Source organism: Sphingobacterium sp. SGL-16 (genome assembly GCF_011043515.1).
Taxonomy (GTDB): Bacteria; Bacteroidota; Bacteroidia; order Sphingobacteriales; family Sphingobacteriaceae; genus Sphingobacterium; species Sphingobacterium litopenaei.
This window is the reverse complement of record NZ_JAAKGQ010000034.1, coordinates 1-15,712: the sequence shown is the minus strand read 5'-3', so window position 1 is coordinate 15,712 and position 15,712 is coordinate 1. Positions and strand designations below refer to the sequence as shown.

General features: G+C 36.7%; 15 protein-coding genes and 1 pseudogene. 8 read left to right on the top strand and 8 right to left on the bottom strand.

The genetic code is table 11. The features are described 5' to 3' along the window. Nucleotides 1-78: 78 nt before the first annotated feature. On the top strand, nucleotides 79-774 hold the full coding sequence (locus G5B32_RS11775; RefSeq protein ID WP_165291728.1) for a hypothetical protein: 696 nt from the start codon (nucleotides 79-81) through the stop codon (nucleotides 772-774). A gap of 20 nt (nucleotides 775-794) precedes the next feature. Continuing rightward, entirely contained in the window at nucleotides 795-1,700 is a 906-nt protein-coding gene (locus G5B32_RS11770) for a hypothetical protein (protein WP_165291727.1), read from the top strand. A 1,098-nt stretch (nucleotides 1,701-2,798) separates the two neighbouring features. Here the strand turns inward: G5B32_RS11770 and G5B32_RS11765 are convergent. Then, nucleotides 2,799-3,263, bottom strand: coding sequence for a helix-turn-helix domain-containing protein (locus tag G5B32_RS11765; protein ID WP_206366884.1), 465 nt, complete (start codon nucleotides 3,261-3,263; stop codon nucleotides 2,799-2,801). Between G5B32_RS11765 and G5B32_RS11760 the strand changes: the two are divergent. Then, nucleotides 3,257-3,741: pseudogene (locus tag G5B32_RS11760) on the top strand (ATP-binding protein); the annotation flags it as partial. The gene G5B32_RS11765 and the pseudogene G5B32_RS11760 sit on opposite strands and share 7 nt — an antisense overlap. Nucleotides 3,742-3,746: 5 nt before the next feature. On the opposite strand, the gene G5B32_RS11755 reads toward G5B32_RS11760, so the two are convergent. From G5B32_RS11755 to rsfS, 4 genes are read right to left on the bottom strand one after another with little or no spacing between them, the layout of a single operon-like run. Next, a complete protein-coding gene (locus G5B32_RS11755; protein ID WP_165291726.1) occupies nucleotides 3,747-4,376 on the bottom strand; it encodes a rhomboid family intramembrane serine protease in 630 nt (209 codons plus the stop codon). A 5-nt stretch (nucleotides 4,377-4,381) separates the two neighbouring features. Next, entirely contained in the window at nucleotides 4,382-5,029 is a 648-nt protein-coding gene (locus G5B32_RS11750) for a lactate utilization protein C (protein ID WP_165291725.1), read from the bottom strand. Nucleotides 5,030-5,071: 42 nt separating this feature from the next. Then, nucleotides 5,072-7,153, bottom strand: a complete 2,082-nt coding sequence (gene ftsH, locus G5B32_RS11745; protein WP_165291724.1) for an ATP-dependent zinc metalloprotease FtsH — start codon at nucleotides 7,151-7,153, stop codon at nucleotides 5,072-5,074. Between the two features lie 33 nt (nucleotides 7,154-7,186). Continuing rightward, complete coding sequence (rsfS, locus tag G5B32_RS11740) at nucleotides 7,187-7,561, bottom strand: ribosome silencing factor (RefSeq protein WP_165291723.1); 375 nt, start codon at nucleotides 7,559-7,561, stop codon at nucleotides 7,187-7,189. A 44-nt stretch (nucleotides 7,562-7,605) separates the two neighbouring features. On the opposite strand from rsfS, the gene G5B32_RS11735 reads away from it, so the two are divergent. The 4 genes from G5B32_RS11735 (at nucleotide 7,606) to pfkA (ending at nucleotide 11,749) form a co-directional block, all read left to right on the top strand. Further along, nucleotides 7,606-8,376: a biotin--[acetyl-CoA-carboxylase] ligase gene (locus tag G5B32_RS11735; protein WP_165291722.1), complete on the top strand. Its 771-nt coding sequence runs from the start codon at nucleotides 7,606-7,608 to the stop codon at nucleotides 8,374-8,376. Nucleotides 8,377-8,483: 107 nt separating this feature from the next. Then, entirely contained in the window at nucleotides 8,484-8,936 is a 453-nt protein-coding gene (locus G5B32_RS11730; RefSeq protein ID WP_165291721.1) for a protein-disulfide reductase DsbD domain-containing protein, read from the top strand. Between the two features lie 83 nt (nucleotides 8,937-9,019). Next, on the top strand, nucleotides 9,020-10,726 hold the full coding sequence (locus G5B32_RS11725) for a protein-disulfide reductase DsbD family protein (protein ID WP_165291720.1): 1,707 nt from the start codon (nucleotides 9,020-9,022) through the stop codon (nucleotides 10,724-10,726). Nucleotides 10,727-10,774: 48 nt separating this feature from the next. Further along, on the top strand, nucleotides 10,775-11,749 hold the full coding sequence (gene pfkA, locus G5B32_RS11720; protein WP_165291719.1) for a 6-phosphofructokinase: 975 nt from the start codon (nucleotides 10,775-10,777) through the stop codon (nucleotides 11,747-11,749). Between the two features lie 66 nt (nucleotides 11,750-11,815). Here pfkA and G5B32_RS11715 read toward each other — a convergent pair whose 3' ends face one another. The 3 genes from G5B32_RS11715 to G5B32_RS11705 form a co-directional block, all read right to left on the bottom strand. Then, complete coding sequence (locus tag G5B32_RS11715; RefSeq protein ID WP_165291718.1) at nucleotides 11,816-13,072, bottom strand: metallophosphoesterase; 1,257 nt, start codon at nucleotides 13,070-13,072, stop codon at nucleotides 11,816-11,818. A gap of 9 nt (nucleotides 13,073-13,081) precedes the next feature. After that, nucleotides 13,082-14,110 (bottom strand): ferrochelatase, encoded by a 1,029-nt coding sequence (gene hemH / locus G5B32_RS11710; RefSeq protein ID WP_165291717.1) that lies wholly within the window; start codon nucleotides 14,108-14,110, stop codon nucleotides 13,082-13,084. Nucleotides 14,111-14,181: 71 nt separating this feature from the next. Next, entirely contained in the window at nucleotides 14,182-15,030 is an 849-nt protein-coding gene (locus G5B32_RS11705; RefSeq protein ID WP_165291716.1) for a 4-hydroxy-3-methylbut-2-enyl diphosphate reductase, read from the bottom strand. Nucleotides 15,031-15,160: 130 nt separating this feature from the next. Here G5B32_RS11705 and G5B32_RS11700 point away from each other — a divergent pair, with 130 nt between their 5' ends. Further along, the gene (locus tag G5B32_RS11700) at nucleotides 15,161-15,580 is read left to right on the top strand and encodes a nucleoside-diphosphate kinase (protein ID WP_165291715.1); all 420 of its coding nucleotides are present in this window, start codon (nucleotides 15,161-15,163) and stop codon (nucleotides 15,578-15,580) included. Nucleotides 15,581-15,712 lie beyond the last annotated feature (132 nt).

The window sequence follows — 15,712 nt, the reverse complement described above, 5'->3', positions numbered from 1 at the left end:
AGTTTGTTCGATTGTATCCATTCGAACGGTTGGCCTATCAAAAAGACCTACTATTGTATCATATCAACAAAAAAAATTATGATACAATACAACAAACCAAGCGGGTACTCGAGAGCGATCCGCCAATTTTCCAAAGCAAAATATGGTCTTCTGGTGGGAGCATGTTGTCTTTTTGCTTCGATTGATACATTTGCACAGTCAGCCCCTAAAGATAGTCCCCAGCAACAACAGTTGGTTCCGCTAAAATCATTTCAAGGCTACTACCAGCTACCCAATAAAGTAGCTTTCATTACTTTCGAGGAGCAAGATAATAACCTGTATGCCACACAGCTGTGGGATCAGAAAAAAAGATATCAGCTGGTCCGTAAAGATGATACACATTTTGAATCCAAAAATGAAGGCTATGCCATAGAGTTCTTAAAGAATGGTTCCGGCGATTTTAGCCAAACCAAGATATTGGGTAGAATTTTATGTGAGCGCGTGCCATTTGACCCAAATAAAATTGCGAGTCTAACCGCTTCTCAATTAAAACAACTTGCCGGAACTTACCTAAAGGTAAATGACAACAACTTTAAGATTCAAATTGACCCCTCCTCAACAGGCCTAACGCTTACACAATTGTGGGATAACAAAACAATTTCATTTACCCCTCGTTCGGAATTTTTCTTCCTCAATGATGATGGTACCTTCCCATTGACATTTTCTGTTGCCAATGGAAAGGTGCAGCAAATGCAGTGTTTCGAAAATGATGTTTGGATAAAGACATACCAATAATCCTATTCAAGAAAAATAATATGAACAGATTTATTGCCAGCTTATTCCTGCTGCTGCTGGGTATAGCTCAGCTTAGCGCCCAACAGGTAGCAGACGAACAGTTTCATTATCCCATTACCGATCCGCACCACCGGATCGGTAATGGACCCCTACTCCTATTTGACGAGGCACACAACAATCCAGTTACCTTGAGAGGAGCATATGTTCCTTTTTCAGATCTCCTTCAAGCTGATGGATATCGCCTCCGAAGTGTTAAGGAAAAAATCTCTTACGATCAATTAAAGGAAGTAAAAATCTATATCAGTATAAATGCCTTATCTAATCCGGAAAACTGGAAACTACCAACCTATTCAGCCTTTACCGATCAGGAGATCGAAACTCTCCGTCAATGGGTATTTGATGGTGGAAGCCTATTTCTGGTCACCGACCACATGCCTTGTGGAGGGTCCGTACAAACGCTTGGTGCGGCATTTGGCATTCATGTCGTGAACGGTTTTGCCTTACCTAAGAATGCACGCCCCGAGATCTTCTCAAAGGATAGAGAAACACTGTTATCAAATGAAATAACCACTGGATCAGGTAAAGAAATAGACAGTATCATGTGCTGGGGTGGAACTGGGTTTATCGTACCAACGACGGCGCATATTATTTCTCTGTTGAACGAAGAATATGAAATTTATCTACCTAGTGATGCGAATCAGATAAAACGGCCTATCCCCGACAATATTCCACGATTGTCGGGCAAAGGGTTTTCAAACGGTGCTTACCTCAGGTTTGGGAAAGGGAGAATTGTGATATTCGGAGATGGCGCTCCCTTTACTGCACAACTCCATGGCATCAAAAGTGAAAAAAGAGGAATGAACCATCCGGCCGCAACACAGAATGCCCAATTTTTGCTCAACATAGTTCATTGGCTTGACCAATGAACTGATTTGACTAAGGACATACAGTATATGACCTTCGGAAGATGAAAAGAGAGGACTGACCAGATTAGTATTTTAACGCTTTTAAATGGTCACAATTTTTTAAGGTAGTGAACAGCATACGACACTAATTGATAGTATAGCAACAGTAAATTATAAGGAAGCTAAATGAATTTTTGAAAAATACGGATTCTCGGGATTTGCTAGGTGAGACAGGGAGTAATAGTTTTTGGCTTATAGTACAGCATTGTGATAAATGGCTAGGTTTTCAAAAATAAGTTCTAAAAAAATGGAATAAGAAGCAACTTTACAGTATCCAAGTCTCGTATCGAACAGATTCCTGTCAAGCATTTGTCCAAGATGTAGATGATTTCGTTAACATTAATAAGAGAAGAAGTTCGATCGACCTAGAAAGCATTGAAGAACGACTCATTAAGGTAAGTAAAAACCATTTCTTAAGGAACGAAGAAAGTTTTAGAAAAAAAGGAAAAAATGAGCTTACCTTGTATCCTCAGTAAGAAGAACAATAAGGTGATTAAATCTATAAATAAGCACGAAAAAGTTAGATTGAGCTTTGCTTTCCTCTGCATTGAAAATTAAGTTTTAAATATTCTCAGAGGATAGTTTAAATTTCTGACACTATTATTAGATCAAGCTATAGTTTTCATCAAGGTATCCAAAACTGGGTATATGCTGAATGAGGATACTGAAGACATAATTATCGCAAGAAAATTAATAAGTCCAAGATTAACTGATCTAAAGACTCTTGTGGGATTACTAGACTTGTTAATAACAGAGGCGTAAATCAAAATTCAGAAAACCGGAGATAAGGCTCATAATACATTCTAAAAAAATACACCCCGAACAAGCAAAAAGTCTTTTGATCCAATAGTATGAAGCTTGGGGTAGTCTTTATACTAATTTATGATCCACCAAAGTTGATCGACCGATCTGATAAATGTTGCCTTGTCTACATATGATGTTTTAATAATTTATTGATAAGAAGATTACATATTCAAAAAATATCGATATCATCCTTTCGGTGATTGAATATTCTTAAAAGTCACTTGTTTTTCAGACACTTAAAACACTCTTATCTAATCAATCGGATAATTTAGATTTATTTTCTAAATTATCCGATAAAAAAGCTTCGATTTCCTTCCTTTTTGGTCCACGGCCTTTTCCTTCTTCCCACCGGGTAACGGTAGCGGGATCTATACCCATGTTCTTTGCAAAATTTTTCTGGCTTAGTCCATTTATATATCTATATGCTTTAATCTTACCTTCAAACGTTGATATATCAAGTTCAAATGGGAAGTACCCTAAAAATTCTATTATATCGGGGTAATGTTGAACTTGAGGCTTACTCCTATTATTTTCCCAATAAGTGATACAATCATGAGTGACGTTAAATAGCCTCGCTAGATCAGTCTGGAACAATCCTTTCTCTATCCTTTTCTTCCTTATATGCTCCCCTAAAAAGGATGGTGTTTCAGGAATGAAAACCGCAGTAGGCTTGCTAAATTGCCGTTCTTGACGCAAACAAGGCAACACAGGAATGTCCATGCGGATATTACAACCACCCCGAGAAGGAATGTATATGCGGAACAGCGTTAGTCCAACGCTATCTTAGCAAGATTTCAGGTCCTTATTAAATAGAATTGATCTGCATGTAGAAGTGACTCTTTTAGAATTTAATGAACTTGCCTCAACCAGAAAGAGTGAAAGCAGTAAACATATTCGAGAGCGCGTAATACAGGCTCGATTAATGCAAGCACAGCGCTTTCAAAACAACCCACATTTACATTGTAATGCGCAAATGAGTTCGAAAGCAGTTCGAGATATTTGTGAGATTTCGGATACAGGAAAACAACTACTTAAAACTGCTATGGAAAGATTAAATCTTTCTGCGAGAGCTTATGACCGCATCCTTAAAGTAGCACGTACCATAGCCTATATGGAAAGCTCTGAAGTAATAGAAAATCAACATCTCGCAGAAGCTATCCAATTCAGAAGTCTAGACCGCGAAAGTTGGGCAGGATAAAAATATTAGAACTGATCTATAAAATGTCTAATAATCCACGGATGAATCAGTATAGTAATTAATAAACCAGCTAATGCGCCAAATAAATGGGCATCGTGATTAATACGATCATTCGAATTTTTGGAAGCCCAAATACAATAACCAATATACAAGACTGCAAAAAGATAAGCAGGCATAGGTATAATCATAAATATGCCCAGCATAGCTTTAGGCTCGAACAAAATAAAACCAAACAAAACTGCAGATATTGCCCCAGATGCTCCTAAACTGAAATAACTTGGATTATTTTTTTGTTGTATAATCGTAGGAATATCACTCAAAACTAGGCTAACAATATAAAGAATAGCAAAATAAAAATGTCCTACGCTTCCATTTGCGGCAACAAAATAACTTTCTAATGCAAAACCGAAGAAATAGAAAGTAATCATATTGAACAATAAATGTCCCCAATCAGCATGAACGAGACCGCTTGAGAATATTGTATAAGCTCTACTCTTATCACGTTGAATGCTATATGGATGGAGCATCATTCTTCCTAAAATTTCAGGATTGGAAAAGGCATAAATGCTAGAAGCTACAGTAATGGCAAATATAAAACTCGCAACTGGAGTGTGTAGTATATAGTCTTGAATCATAAAAATTAAAATCGGTCTTCAATCAGAAATACATAGAGGTCTTTAGGACCATGAGCACCTAATACTAACATTTTTTCAATGTCAGCAGTGCGACTAGGTCCAGTAATTGTGGTGATCATAGAAGGTAAATCATTACCATATTTTTCCTTAATTGCCTTCATCGCATGACGAATATCCATTACTAATTGTGAGGCTTTAGCAAAAACAATATGTACAGGTGGATAAATGCTTAATCGACGACCGCCTGCGTTCGCGTTCGAAATCATAATACTGCCATTGCGTGCAATTAGCGATTCACAGGTGGTTATACCTACTTCAGCCTTGTCGAAATCATTATCCGTACGCAGAAAAGGGAATCCGTACGTTTTTAACAGCTCTTGTACTTCGGGTTCCCACGCAAATATTTTACTCACGCCTAATTCTTCCACTAATGCGATTAGATTCTCTATCACAGCTATTTCTCCATCACAATAGATAAATTTTCCGGATACATTTGTAAATTCTCTTGCAAACGTTACATCCAAACCATCTTCCTCATCTTTATACAATGGAGAATCTTCAAAATCCGGATGCGGATTATCACGCTTTTGAAGTAAAGCCTGTCTAATGCTTTTAAGCATCTTCTCTTTAGCTGTAGTATTACGGATATTCATTTCAAAAATAAAATAGGTGTACCTGGCGGCACACCTTATTGCTTACTTTTTTTCTTCATTCACTTGTGATGAACTCACCTCTGGCTGAGTAGTTTGCTCAGGCAAAGGAGGTAATGGTAATTCGGTTTGTGGAACACCTCCACCATCTGCACCACCATTCACGAATTCATCGTAAGTTGTTCTATTTGTAAATGGACGCTTACCTAAGATTTCTTCTAAATCAGTTTGGAATAAAATTTCTTTTTCCAACAATTTCTCCGCAATCTTAATCAATCCATCTTGTTTTTCTAACAACAATTCTTTTGTACGATCATATACCGCTGATATCAAATTCCTAACTTCTTCATCAATCAGCTGTGCTGTCTGATCAGAATAAGGTTTTTGGAATTGTGATTCACCCGAACTATCGTTGAATGAAACGTTACCGACCTTATCGTTCATACCATATACGGCAGTCATGGCATAAGCCAATTTAGTGATGCGTTCCAAGTCATTTTGTGCACCTGTACTGATTCGACCAAACGTAATATCTTCAGCGACACGACCTCCCATTGTCATACACATACTGTCTATTAACTGCTCAGTAGTGTATAAAAATTGTTCTTTTGGAAGATATTGAGCATATCCCAACGCAGCAACGCCACGTGGAACGATAGAAACCTTTACCAATGGATCTGCATGCTCTAAAAACCATCCCGCAATAGCGTGACCAGCCTCATGGTAAGCCACAATTTTTTTCTCCTCTGGAGAAATGATTTTATTTTTCTTCTCAAGTCCACCAATAACGCGGTCAATCGCATCTTGGAAATCCTGCATATCCACAGAAGGTTTCCCTTTACGTGCTGCAATCAAAGCGGCCTCATTACAAACATTGGCAATTTCCGCTCCCGCAAAACCTGGAGTTTGAGCGGACAATTTTTTAGCATCTACTTCTTCGGCTAACTTAATAGGTTTTAAGTGCACATTGAAGATATGCTCTCGCCCAATTAAATCTGGCTTATCAATCGAAATTTGTCTATCAAAACGTCCGGGACGTAGTAATGCTTGATCCAAAACATCCAAACGGTTTGTAGCAGCAAGAATGATAACTCCTAAGTTCGTTCCGAAGCCATCCATTTCTACCAATAATTGGTTTAATGTATTTTCACGCTCGTCATTTCCACCCATAATGGAGTTTTTACCACGAGCACGACCAATAGCATCAATCTCATCAATAAAGATAATACACGGCGCCTTTTCTTTTGCTTGCTTGAATAAGTCACGAACACGTGAAGCTCCTACCCCAACAAACATTTCTACGAAATCAGAACCTGACAACGAAAAGAAAGGAACTTGCGCTTCCCCTGCCACGGCTTTAGCTAACAATGTTTTACCTGTTCCCGGAGGACCTACAAGTAATGCTCCTTTCGGAATCTTACCCCCTAAATCAGTATATTTTTTTGGATTTTTCAGGAAATCCACGATTTCCATCACCTCAGTTTTGGCTTCTTCAAGACCAGCAACATCGTTGAAAGTAATATTTATCTGCGATTCTTTATCAAATAATTGGGCTTTCGATTTACCGATGTTGAAGATTTGACCACCGCCAGCACCACCGCTACCCATTCTTCGCATTAAGAACATCCAAATAGCGATAATAATAACTAAAGGAAGAATAAATGAAATTATGCTGCCCCATGGATTCGAACGCTCTTCAAAACCTTGTGCAAAGATTTTAGGTGTTCCTTCTGGTAGGTTCTCTTGCGAATCCTTTAATTTTTGAGTTAAAATTGAGGATGAAGCTTCAGAAAATACAAATTGTGGTCCTTGAGAGACACCAATTCCAATTTTATTATCAGTTGGAGCAACATCCTTATATTTTGGATCATTTTTAAGCTTATCTGGCTTAATGTAAACCTCAGCCTCCACGAAATCACCCGTACCTTTTTTATAAACAACTAATTTTTCGACATCGCCTGTCAGCAACATCTCTTTTTCAAATTTTTCATAGGTAATTTCCTTTGTTGCATTACTACTATATAAGAAGTTTAATGCAAAGAAACCCGCTATCACAGCAATGTAAATCCAAATCATATTGAATTTGGGCGGGGTTGGAGTTACCTTTTTACTCGGAATTTTTTTCATTATATATTTAACGTATCTAATCTAAGAATTATACTAAGCACTTTTAAAATTTTCAACTTTGGCATCGCCCCAAAGGTCTTCTAAGCGATAACGGTCACGTGCTTCGGTTTTGAAAATATGAACTACCACATCAACAAAATCTAACAAAATCCACTCACCATTTCCTTGACCTTCTTTGTGCCACACATCGTGACCAAAAGCTTTATAAACTTCATCTTCTACACTTTTAGCAATAGCGTTGACTTGCACATTGCTATCAGCGTTACAAACCACGAAATAATCAGAAAGGGTTGAATTTACCTCGCGCATATCCATCTTCACTATTTCACTAGCTTTTTTTTCCTGCATGCCGAACACCACAACATCTGCCAATTTGTTAGACAATTCTGAATTTTTCTTTTTACTCATTAAGAAATATTATAGTTTTACTGCGTAATTTTAATCTTTATCCTTTGCAAAATAACACATTTTTTGAAGATTCTAACCCAACTAACATAATTGTTTTTGAAGAATTGCCTTCTACAAATGATTATCTCAAAGAACTATTGTCAAAAGTCAAGCCACTTCAACCGTACACTGTCATAATGACAAAAAATCAGACAGCTGGAAAAGGGCAAAGAGGAAACCAATGGAAAAGCGCACCAAACCAAAATTTGACAGCGAGCTTTTTGATTTCCCCCGAAAAGTTAGAAATTTCTAATCAATTTCTATTAACTACAATAGCAAGCTTAGCGGTTTATGACACTTTAAAGACCTTAGAGATTCCAAACATCTCGATAAAGTGGCCAAACGATATTCTTATCGGGAATAAAAAGGTGGCTGGCATATTAATCGAAAACAAAATCTCTGGGAAATATATAACAAACAGTATTGTTGGAATAGGAATAAATGTTCTCCAACAAGAATTTGCGGAAGAAATCTCTCACAAAACAACTTCTCTTGCTTTAGAAAGTTACAATCTACATATCGAAATCATAGATTTAGTAAAAAAAATTCAACAGCAAATAAAGCACTATACCTTACTTTCATCGGAAAACAGTCATTTATTAATAGAAGAGTATAACAATAAATTATTCAGAAAAAATGAGATGCACTCCTACGATTTTGAAGGAAATATTGTGGAAGGTAAAATAATCAAAGTAGAAGGCGATGGTTTACTCCAGATTAAAATCGACAATATCCTGCACAAAGTCGATTTAAAAGGTATATCTTATATATTATAACAAATAATTTACTTGTTATTTATTTTTTTTAAAGTGTAAATTCGCATTAAACTTTTAGACCGTAGAATAGTCTTAAAAGCAGAATTGAAAATTGAACATTTTATAATATGAAAAAATTAGGTTTATTATTAGTAGCCGTAGTAATGACAATGTCTGCTGCTTTCGCACAGATTCAGTCTCCTGTTAAATGGCAAGTAGCTTCAAAAAAAATTAATAGTAAAGAAGCGGTTGTATTGATCAAAGCAGTTATCCAAAATGGCTGGCACATCTACGGTCAGAATTTTGGAGACGGAGGTCCACAACCAACAACTTTTACGTTCAAAAATTCTAAAGATTTTGCATTAAACGGAAAGCCAGTTGAGAGCGTAAAAGCAAAAACAAAATACGAGGAAGTATTTAAAATGAATGTTCCTTATTTCACAAATGAGGTTATTTTCCAACAAAAAGTTAAGCTAAATGGCAAACAAGCAACAGTAAGTGGTACTGTAGAATATATGGCTTGTGATAAAAACCAATGTTTGCCACCAGATGAATATAATTTCACTGTAGCAATAAAGTAAAATTTATATACCAACATATTTAAAAGGCAGTTTTTAACTGCCTTTTTTTTATTTTTACCGCTTATCAAAGTCTATTTATAATAATGAAAACCTACTTGTTTTCTTTTTTCCTCATTGTACTTTTTAGTTTCTCAAATAAAACTATTGCGCAAGACACATTAATCAATTTTGATGATGTGGAATTTACAGATGGTAATACGGAGTTAGTCGACACAACTGATATCGTTTTCTCGGATGGTGAGCCCGTGGATAGCGCAGAGCAAGTCAGCACGCAATTAGATTCGGTGCAGACGAATTCTCCTGCATCGGACGATGCCAAGACTGAAGATTCTTCCCTTTGGAGTATATTTATTACTGGTGTATTGGGCGGTTTTGCAGCATTCTTTATGCCTTGCATTTTCCCAATGGTACCTTTGACAGTAAGTTTCTTTACAAAAAAAGCAGGTTCTCGCTCTAAAGCTATATCTCAGGCTTTTATGTACGGCTTGTTTATTATTGTGATTTATGTGGCTCTGGGCATGTTGATTACCATTGCTTTTGGTCCGGAAGCCTTAAACGAACTGTCCACTAATGGTATTTTCAATTTCTTCTTCTTCTTATTGCTCGTGGTATTTGCGACCTCGTTCTTAGGAGCTTTTGAAATTACTTTGCCAAGTTCTTTTGTCAATAAAATCGATGCCAATTCCGACAAGGGAGGACTAGTTGGATTGTTCTTTATGTCGGCTAGCTTAGCTGTAGTTTCTTTCTCCTGTACTGGTCCTATTATTGGAACTTTGTTGGTGGAAGCGGCTACGCGTGGAGAACGTTTGGGACCCGCTATCGGAATGCTCGGCTTCTCTAGTGCACTAGCTATTCCTTTTGTGCTTTTTGCAATGTTCCCATCCATGTTGAAATCATTACCTAAATCTGGCGGATGGTTAAATAGCGTAAAAGTGGTTTTAGGATTCTTAGAACTGGCTTTAGCTTTGAAATTCTTGTCGAATGTAGACTTGGCTTACAACTGGAATTTCTTGGATAGAGAAGTGTATTTAGCTTTATGGATTGTGATTTTCGGGTTGCTGGGATTATATTTAATCGGCAAAATTAAATTCTCACACGACAGTACATTAGATTATTTGTCTGTGCCGCGTACGATTATCGCCATTTTGGTCTTCACATTTGTGGTCTATATGATTCCGGGAATGTGGGGCGCACCATTGAAAGCCATTTCAGCTTTCTTGCCTCCTGTAGGAACGCAGGACTTTGATCTTACTTCAGGTATTACATCCTCAAACACTACAGCACATGCTGATGCTTCTTTGCGCAAGCATTACACCTATTTCCATAGCAAAGCAACGATAAAAGGCATGGATCCTTATTACGATTACGAAGAAGCTTTAGCCGCTGCTAAAGAACAAAACAAACCTCTTTTGGTCGATTTTACAGGCTGGAACTGCGTAAACTGCCGCAAGATGGAGGCTGAAGTGTGGAGCTCGCCTAAAATCAAAAACTTAATCAATACGGAGTTTATTTTGGTGGAATTGTATGTAGATGATAAAGTCTTGACGCTGCCAGAAAGTGAACATTATATTTCCCCAAAAACAGGAAAGAACGTCAATACAGTCAGCAAACGCAATGCAGACTTGCAAATCACCAGATTCGAGAGCAATTCACAACCGTTGTATGCTTTACTAGATACTCAAGGAGAATTATTAGTTCCAACAAGTGGCGCTGTATATGATATCAACAAATATGAAGCTTTTCTACAATCTGCACTAGATCAATTTAAAGTAAAAGAATCAAGCAAATAAAAATATTTAAACAATAAATTTTAGGCCGATATTGATATATTTGTATATATGGGTGAAATTAAAAATATAGCAGTTTTGACATCTGGTGGAGATTCCCCAGGAATGAATGCCGGTATTCGTGCCGTAGTTCGTGCAGGTATATATCATGGTCTAAACATGTTTGGCGTTAAAAGAGGATATGATGGTCTTGTAAATGGAGACATCATTCCAATGGATGCTAAATCAGTAGCAAATATTATCCAACGAGGTGGTACAATATTGAAAACGGCACGTAGTGACGAATTCAGAACATACGAAGGCCGTCAAAAAGCTTACGAAAATATAAAAAAATTAGGCATTGACGCATTAGTAGTGATTGGTGGTGATGGTACATTTACAGGAGCATCTAAATTCATTGAAGAATTTGATATTCCAATCATAGGTCTACCTGGTACCATCGACAACGATTTAGCTGGGACTGATTTTACGATCGGCTATGATACAGCAATCAACACTGTAGTTGACGCTGTCGACAAAATTCGCGATACGGCAGAATCTCATGATAGACTGTTTGTAATTGAAGTAATGGGTCGCGACTCAGGACTTATTGCTTTACGTTCCGGTATCAGTACGGGAGCTGAAGCTGTGCTTATCCCTGAATTGGAAGTGGATTACAATGCTATCATGAAACGTTTGGATAGCACACGTAAAAATAAATCCTCACGTATTATTATCGTTGCCGAAGGAGATGATGAAGGCGGATTAGTTGTTGCAGATAAAATCAAAGAAAATTTCCCTCACTATGATGTTCGTGTATCCATCTTAGGACATATTCAGCGCGGAGGTAAACCTTCTTGTATGGATCGCGTATTGGCAAGTCGTCTAGGCGTTGCTGCTGTAGAGGGACTGATTGCAGGCCGTCGTGGTGAAATGGTTGGTTTGATACATGGAGAAGTAAATTTCACTCCTTTTAGTAAAGCAATCAAACATATTGATAAAGTCAACACCAACTTAACACGAATAGTTGAAATACTATCCTTATAAATTTAAAAATCCCTCTAAAAAAATTTAGAGGGATTTTTGTTTGTATATAATTACTAATTCTATAGATTATGATGATATTAATTCAAAAATAGTGATTTCGGGTAGAATGCCAACTCTTCCTGGATAACCTAAGAAACCATATCCAACATTTACGTACAATTGCTTTTGACCTTCAGTATATAATCCTGCCCATTCTTTATAAATATATTGAGCTGGACTCCATTGAAAATTTTCACCTCTAACACCGAATTGCATACCGTGCGTATGACCAGCAAACATAGCATCCACATCCGTATTCAATACTTCTGCTCTCCAATGTGAGGGATCGTGGGAGAGCAATAGTTTAACAGATTTATCTTCTGTCCCTATCAATGCTTTTTTCAAATCACCTTTCTTTGGAAAACGGCCTGTACCCCAATTTTGCACTCCAACTATAGATATTTCTTCATTACCTACTTTTATAGTTCTATTTTCATCCATTAAAAGATCATACCCCATCACCTTATGTGTAGTTATGACATCCTGTAAATTTTTCCGCTTAGCTTGACTATCCTCTTTACCATAATAGTAATCCCCATAATCGTGGTTACCCAGTACTGAAAATACTCCTAAGTCGGCATGAAGTTTGGAAAAAATATCTTGATAATCACGCATTTCACTTGCAACATTATTTACCAAATCTCCAGTAAAGAATATCATATCAGGTTTTTCACCCAACAACATTTCAACTCCTCCCAATACTGCCTTTCTATTATAGAAAGATCCAGAGTGAATATCTGATATCTGTGCTAATTTAAGGCCATGAAAAGCTTTTGGCAAATTAGGTAAGATTAACTTTTGTCTTCGAATTTGATAATCATAAGGCGACGACAAGACACCCCAAGCCAATGGAAATATAGGCAATGAAGCTATCACTATTCCGGATTTAAGAAGAAATTCTGATCGCGATATAGCATCTTCGTTTTTTTCAGGTAAAGGCTTTTCTAATTCTTCAATATTCTCCTCAACCGATTTCTCTTTCTTAATATTTACTAATCTAGAAATCCATACCCCACCTCTACGCAAATCATCTAATAATAATATAATTACATAAATAAATTTACTAACAGCAGTCATAAAGAAGGCTACAAGTATTATAGATCGATATGCTAAAGGTATACTGAACTTAAAGGAAATAAACAGGCCTATATACAGCGCAATAGAATACCCCCACCATATATAAGCAAACCATTTTTGTTTTACAAAATCAATTTTAGTAGATCGTAGAGCAAAAAAAATATAGAAATCTAAAATAAATAATAGAATAGCATTGAATATTAGCATCACAGAATATTAATTAGAAAGAACCAATCTCTTAAGTGATTGGATCCATCTCGGATCATCATTTAAACTTTCCACCATCACGACTTTTTCTCCACCTAACTCTTTAAATTCATTGGCATATTCAACCTGTATTTCATCCAGCGTCTCGATACAATCCGAAACAAAGGCAGGGCTAAACACTAACAATTTCTTAACGCCTTTGTTTGCTAAATCATGCAAGGCATCAGATGTGTAGGGCTGAATCCAAGGAGTTTTACCCAAACGAGACTGAAAACAAACTGTATATTTATCTTCTGAGATACCAATTTTAGCTGCTATAGCTCTAGATGTGGCATAACATTGGGATAAATAACAGAATGGATTTGTGGCTTTTTTGCAGGCATCGCAACCCGTATCCGGACATTTTAATCCTCCTGTAGGATCAACTTTTCCCAACTGACGAACTGGAAGTCCATGATAACTAAACAATATGTGATCAAATGAATCCACATCATGTCGCATACCATGTTCAGCATAGGTTTCGATCATTAAATCATCTTCACAAAAACTACTTACAAAAGACACTTTAGGAATATATTGCCAGGTGCGCATAATCTCCATCACTTTGTCAATTACCGAGCCCGATGTAGCAGAGGCATACTGTGGGAATAATGGAATCACTTTAATGCTTTCCAAAAACATCCCTTCCATTTTTTTCAATACGGATGAAATAGAAGGATTTTGGTAACGCATAGCTAGCTCCACGTGATATTCCTCTCCTAATTGCTCTTGAAGCATTTGTTGTTGGAGTTTTGAATAATACATCAAAGGGGAGCCGTTTACCTCATCCCAGATTGTAGCATAAGTTTCGGCAGATTTTGCAGCTCGCTTTGGCACGATGACAGCCTTTACCAACAGATTTCTTCCCAATACAGGAATATCGATGACACGACCATCCATCAAAAACTCTGTTAAATACTTTCTAACCTCTGGAGCAGAAGGGGCATCAGGTGTCCCTAATTGCACCAATAAAACACCTTTTTTTCTTTGATTATTCATTGGCACAAAAATAAACAAAATTTATATCAGCCCTTCGTAGGCTATCGAAAATGATAAAAACATGACTAGTATTAGAATTGCTCAAGTGCTTCCTTCACTTCTTTCATCAACCACATAGGAGTAGACGTAGCTCCGCAAATACCTATAGTCTCTCCTTCATTAAAATTGGAAGAATCTAACTCGTCTGATCCCGAGATAAAATAAGAATTTGGATTGGCAGCTTTACATACATCATAAAGCACTTTACCATTAGAGGATTTCTTACCTGACACAAAAACTATTTTGTCATAACCTCGAGCAAAATCATTCAAATCTTCATATCGATTAGACACTTGACGACAAATTGTATCATTTGCCTTAACATCATATCCACGCTTTATCAATTCATCCTTTATAGCATAGAATTTATCAACACTTTTGGTCGTTTGACTATATAAGGTAAATGAACTTGGGAGTTCAATTTTATTTAATTCATCTATATCTTGAAAAACAATAGCTTCATTATTAGTTTGCCCCTGCAATCCGATAACCTCTGCATGGCCATGTTTTCCGAAAATCAGGATTTTTTCATCCTCATCATACGAAGTTTTTATCCTATTCTGTAATTTCAGCACTACAGGACAAGAAGCATCAATTAACGTGATGTTATTTTCAAGTGCGATTTTGTAAGTTTCTGGCGCTTCACCGTGAGCACGGATAAGCACTTTTTCATTCTGTAATGACGGTAAAGCATCATGATTAATGATTCTCAAACCTTTTGCCTTTAAACGAGCAACTTCTTCATCATTGTGGACAATATCACCCAAGCAATACAAATAACCATCCTGCTCAAGAATTTCTTCAGCCATATCAATGGCATAGACTACTCCAAAACAAAAGCCCGAATCCTTATCAATTGTAACTTGCAGATTTTTTGACATATCACAAAGTTAGTAATAAGATTTGGTAGGTAAAATATATACAATAACGCATTTGGAAGATTCATTTTAATATTTCTTTATAATTTTTCCTTTTTCTGTACCTTTGCAAAAAATTTATTGATAATACGTTATGGCAACTAACAGAACTTTCACGATGATCAAACCAGATGCAGTAGCTAATGGTCACATCGGTGCTATTTTAAACGACATTATTGCAGGCGGTTTCAAAATCGTAGCAATGAAATATATTCAGTTATCTACTGAAACTGCTGGTAACTTCTACGCAGTACACAAAGAAAGACCTTTCTATGGTGAATTAGTAAGCTTTATGACTTCAGGTCCTATCGTTGCTGCTATCTTAGAAAAAGACAATGCTGTTGAAGACTTCCGTACATTGATCGGTGCGACTAATCCTGCTGATGCTGCTGAAGGTACTATCCGTAACAAATACGCAAAATCTATTGATGCTAACGCTATCCACGGATCAGATTCTAACGAAAATGCAGAAATCGAAGGTAACTTCTTCTTCTCTCAATTCGAAAGATTTTAATATAAAAATAATTAGAAGAAAAAGCACGATGCAAATCGTGCTTTTTTATTTTGTATCAAACGTTCTCAAATACGTTAATAATTTAGGCAAATCGGTATCCTTTAATAAGACTTTGTTATTTTGATCTAACAA

Bases quoted from the DNA above. Each gene is read 5' to 3' on its own strand.
- G5B32_RS11775 (WP_165291728.1), top strand. From the start codon at position 79: ATGATACAATACAACAAACCAAGCGGGTACTCGAGAGCGATCCGCCAA.
- G5B32_RS11770 (WP_165291727.1), top strand. From the start codon at position 795: ATGAACAGATTTATTGCCAGCTTATTCCTGCTGCTGCTGGGTATAGCT.
- G5B32_RS11765 (WP_206366884.1), bottom strand. From the start codon at position 3,263: ATGGACATTCCTGTGTTGCCTTGTTTGCGTCAAGAACGGCAATTTAGC.
- G5B32_RS11755 (WP_165291726.1), bottom strand. From the start codon at position 4,376: ATGATTCAAGACTATATACTACACACTCCAGTTGCGAGTTTTATATTT.
- G5B32_RS11750 (WP_165291725.1), bottom strand. From the start codon at position 5,029: ATGAATATCCGTAATACTACAGCTAAAGAGAAGATGCTTAAAAGCATT.
- ftsH (WP_165291724.1), bottom strand. From the start codon at position 7,153: ATGAAAAAAATTCCGAGTAAAAAGGTAACTCCAACCCCGCCCAAATTC.
- rsfS (WP_165291723.1), bottom strand. From the start codon at position 7,561: ATGAGTAAAAAGAAAAATTCAGAATTGTCTAACAAATTGGCAGATGTT.
- G5B32_RS11730 (WP_165291721.1), top strand. From the start codon at position 8,484: ATGAAAAAATTAGGTTTATTATTAGTAGCCGTAGTAATGACAATGTCT.
- G5B32_RS11725 (WP_165291720.1), top strand. From the start codon at position 9,020: ATGAAAACCTACTTGTTTTCTTTTTTCCTCATTGTACTTTTTAGTTTC.
- pfkA (WP_165291719.1), top strand. From the start codon at position 10,775: ATGGGTGAAATTAAAAATATAGCAGTTTTGACATCTGGTGGAGATTCC.
- G5B32_RS11715 (WP_165291718.1), bottom strand. From the start codon at position 13,072: ATGCTAATATTCAATGCTATTCTATTATTTATTTTAGATTTCTATATT.
- hemH (WP_165291717.1), bottom strand. From the start codon at position 14,110: ATGAATAATCAAAGAAAAAAAGGTGTTTTATTGGTGCAATTAGGGACA.
- G5B32_RS11705 (WP_165291716.1), bottom strand. From the start codon at position 15,030: ATGTCAAAAAATCTGCAAGTTACAATTGATAAGGATTCGGGCTTTTGT.
- G5B32_RS11700 (WP_165291715.1), top strand. From the start codon at position 15,161: ATGGCAACTAACAGAACTTTCACGATGATCAAACCAGATGCAGTAGCT.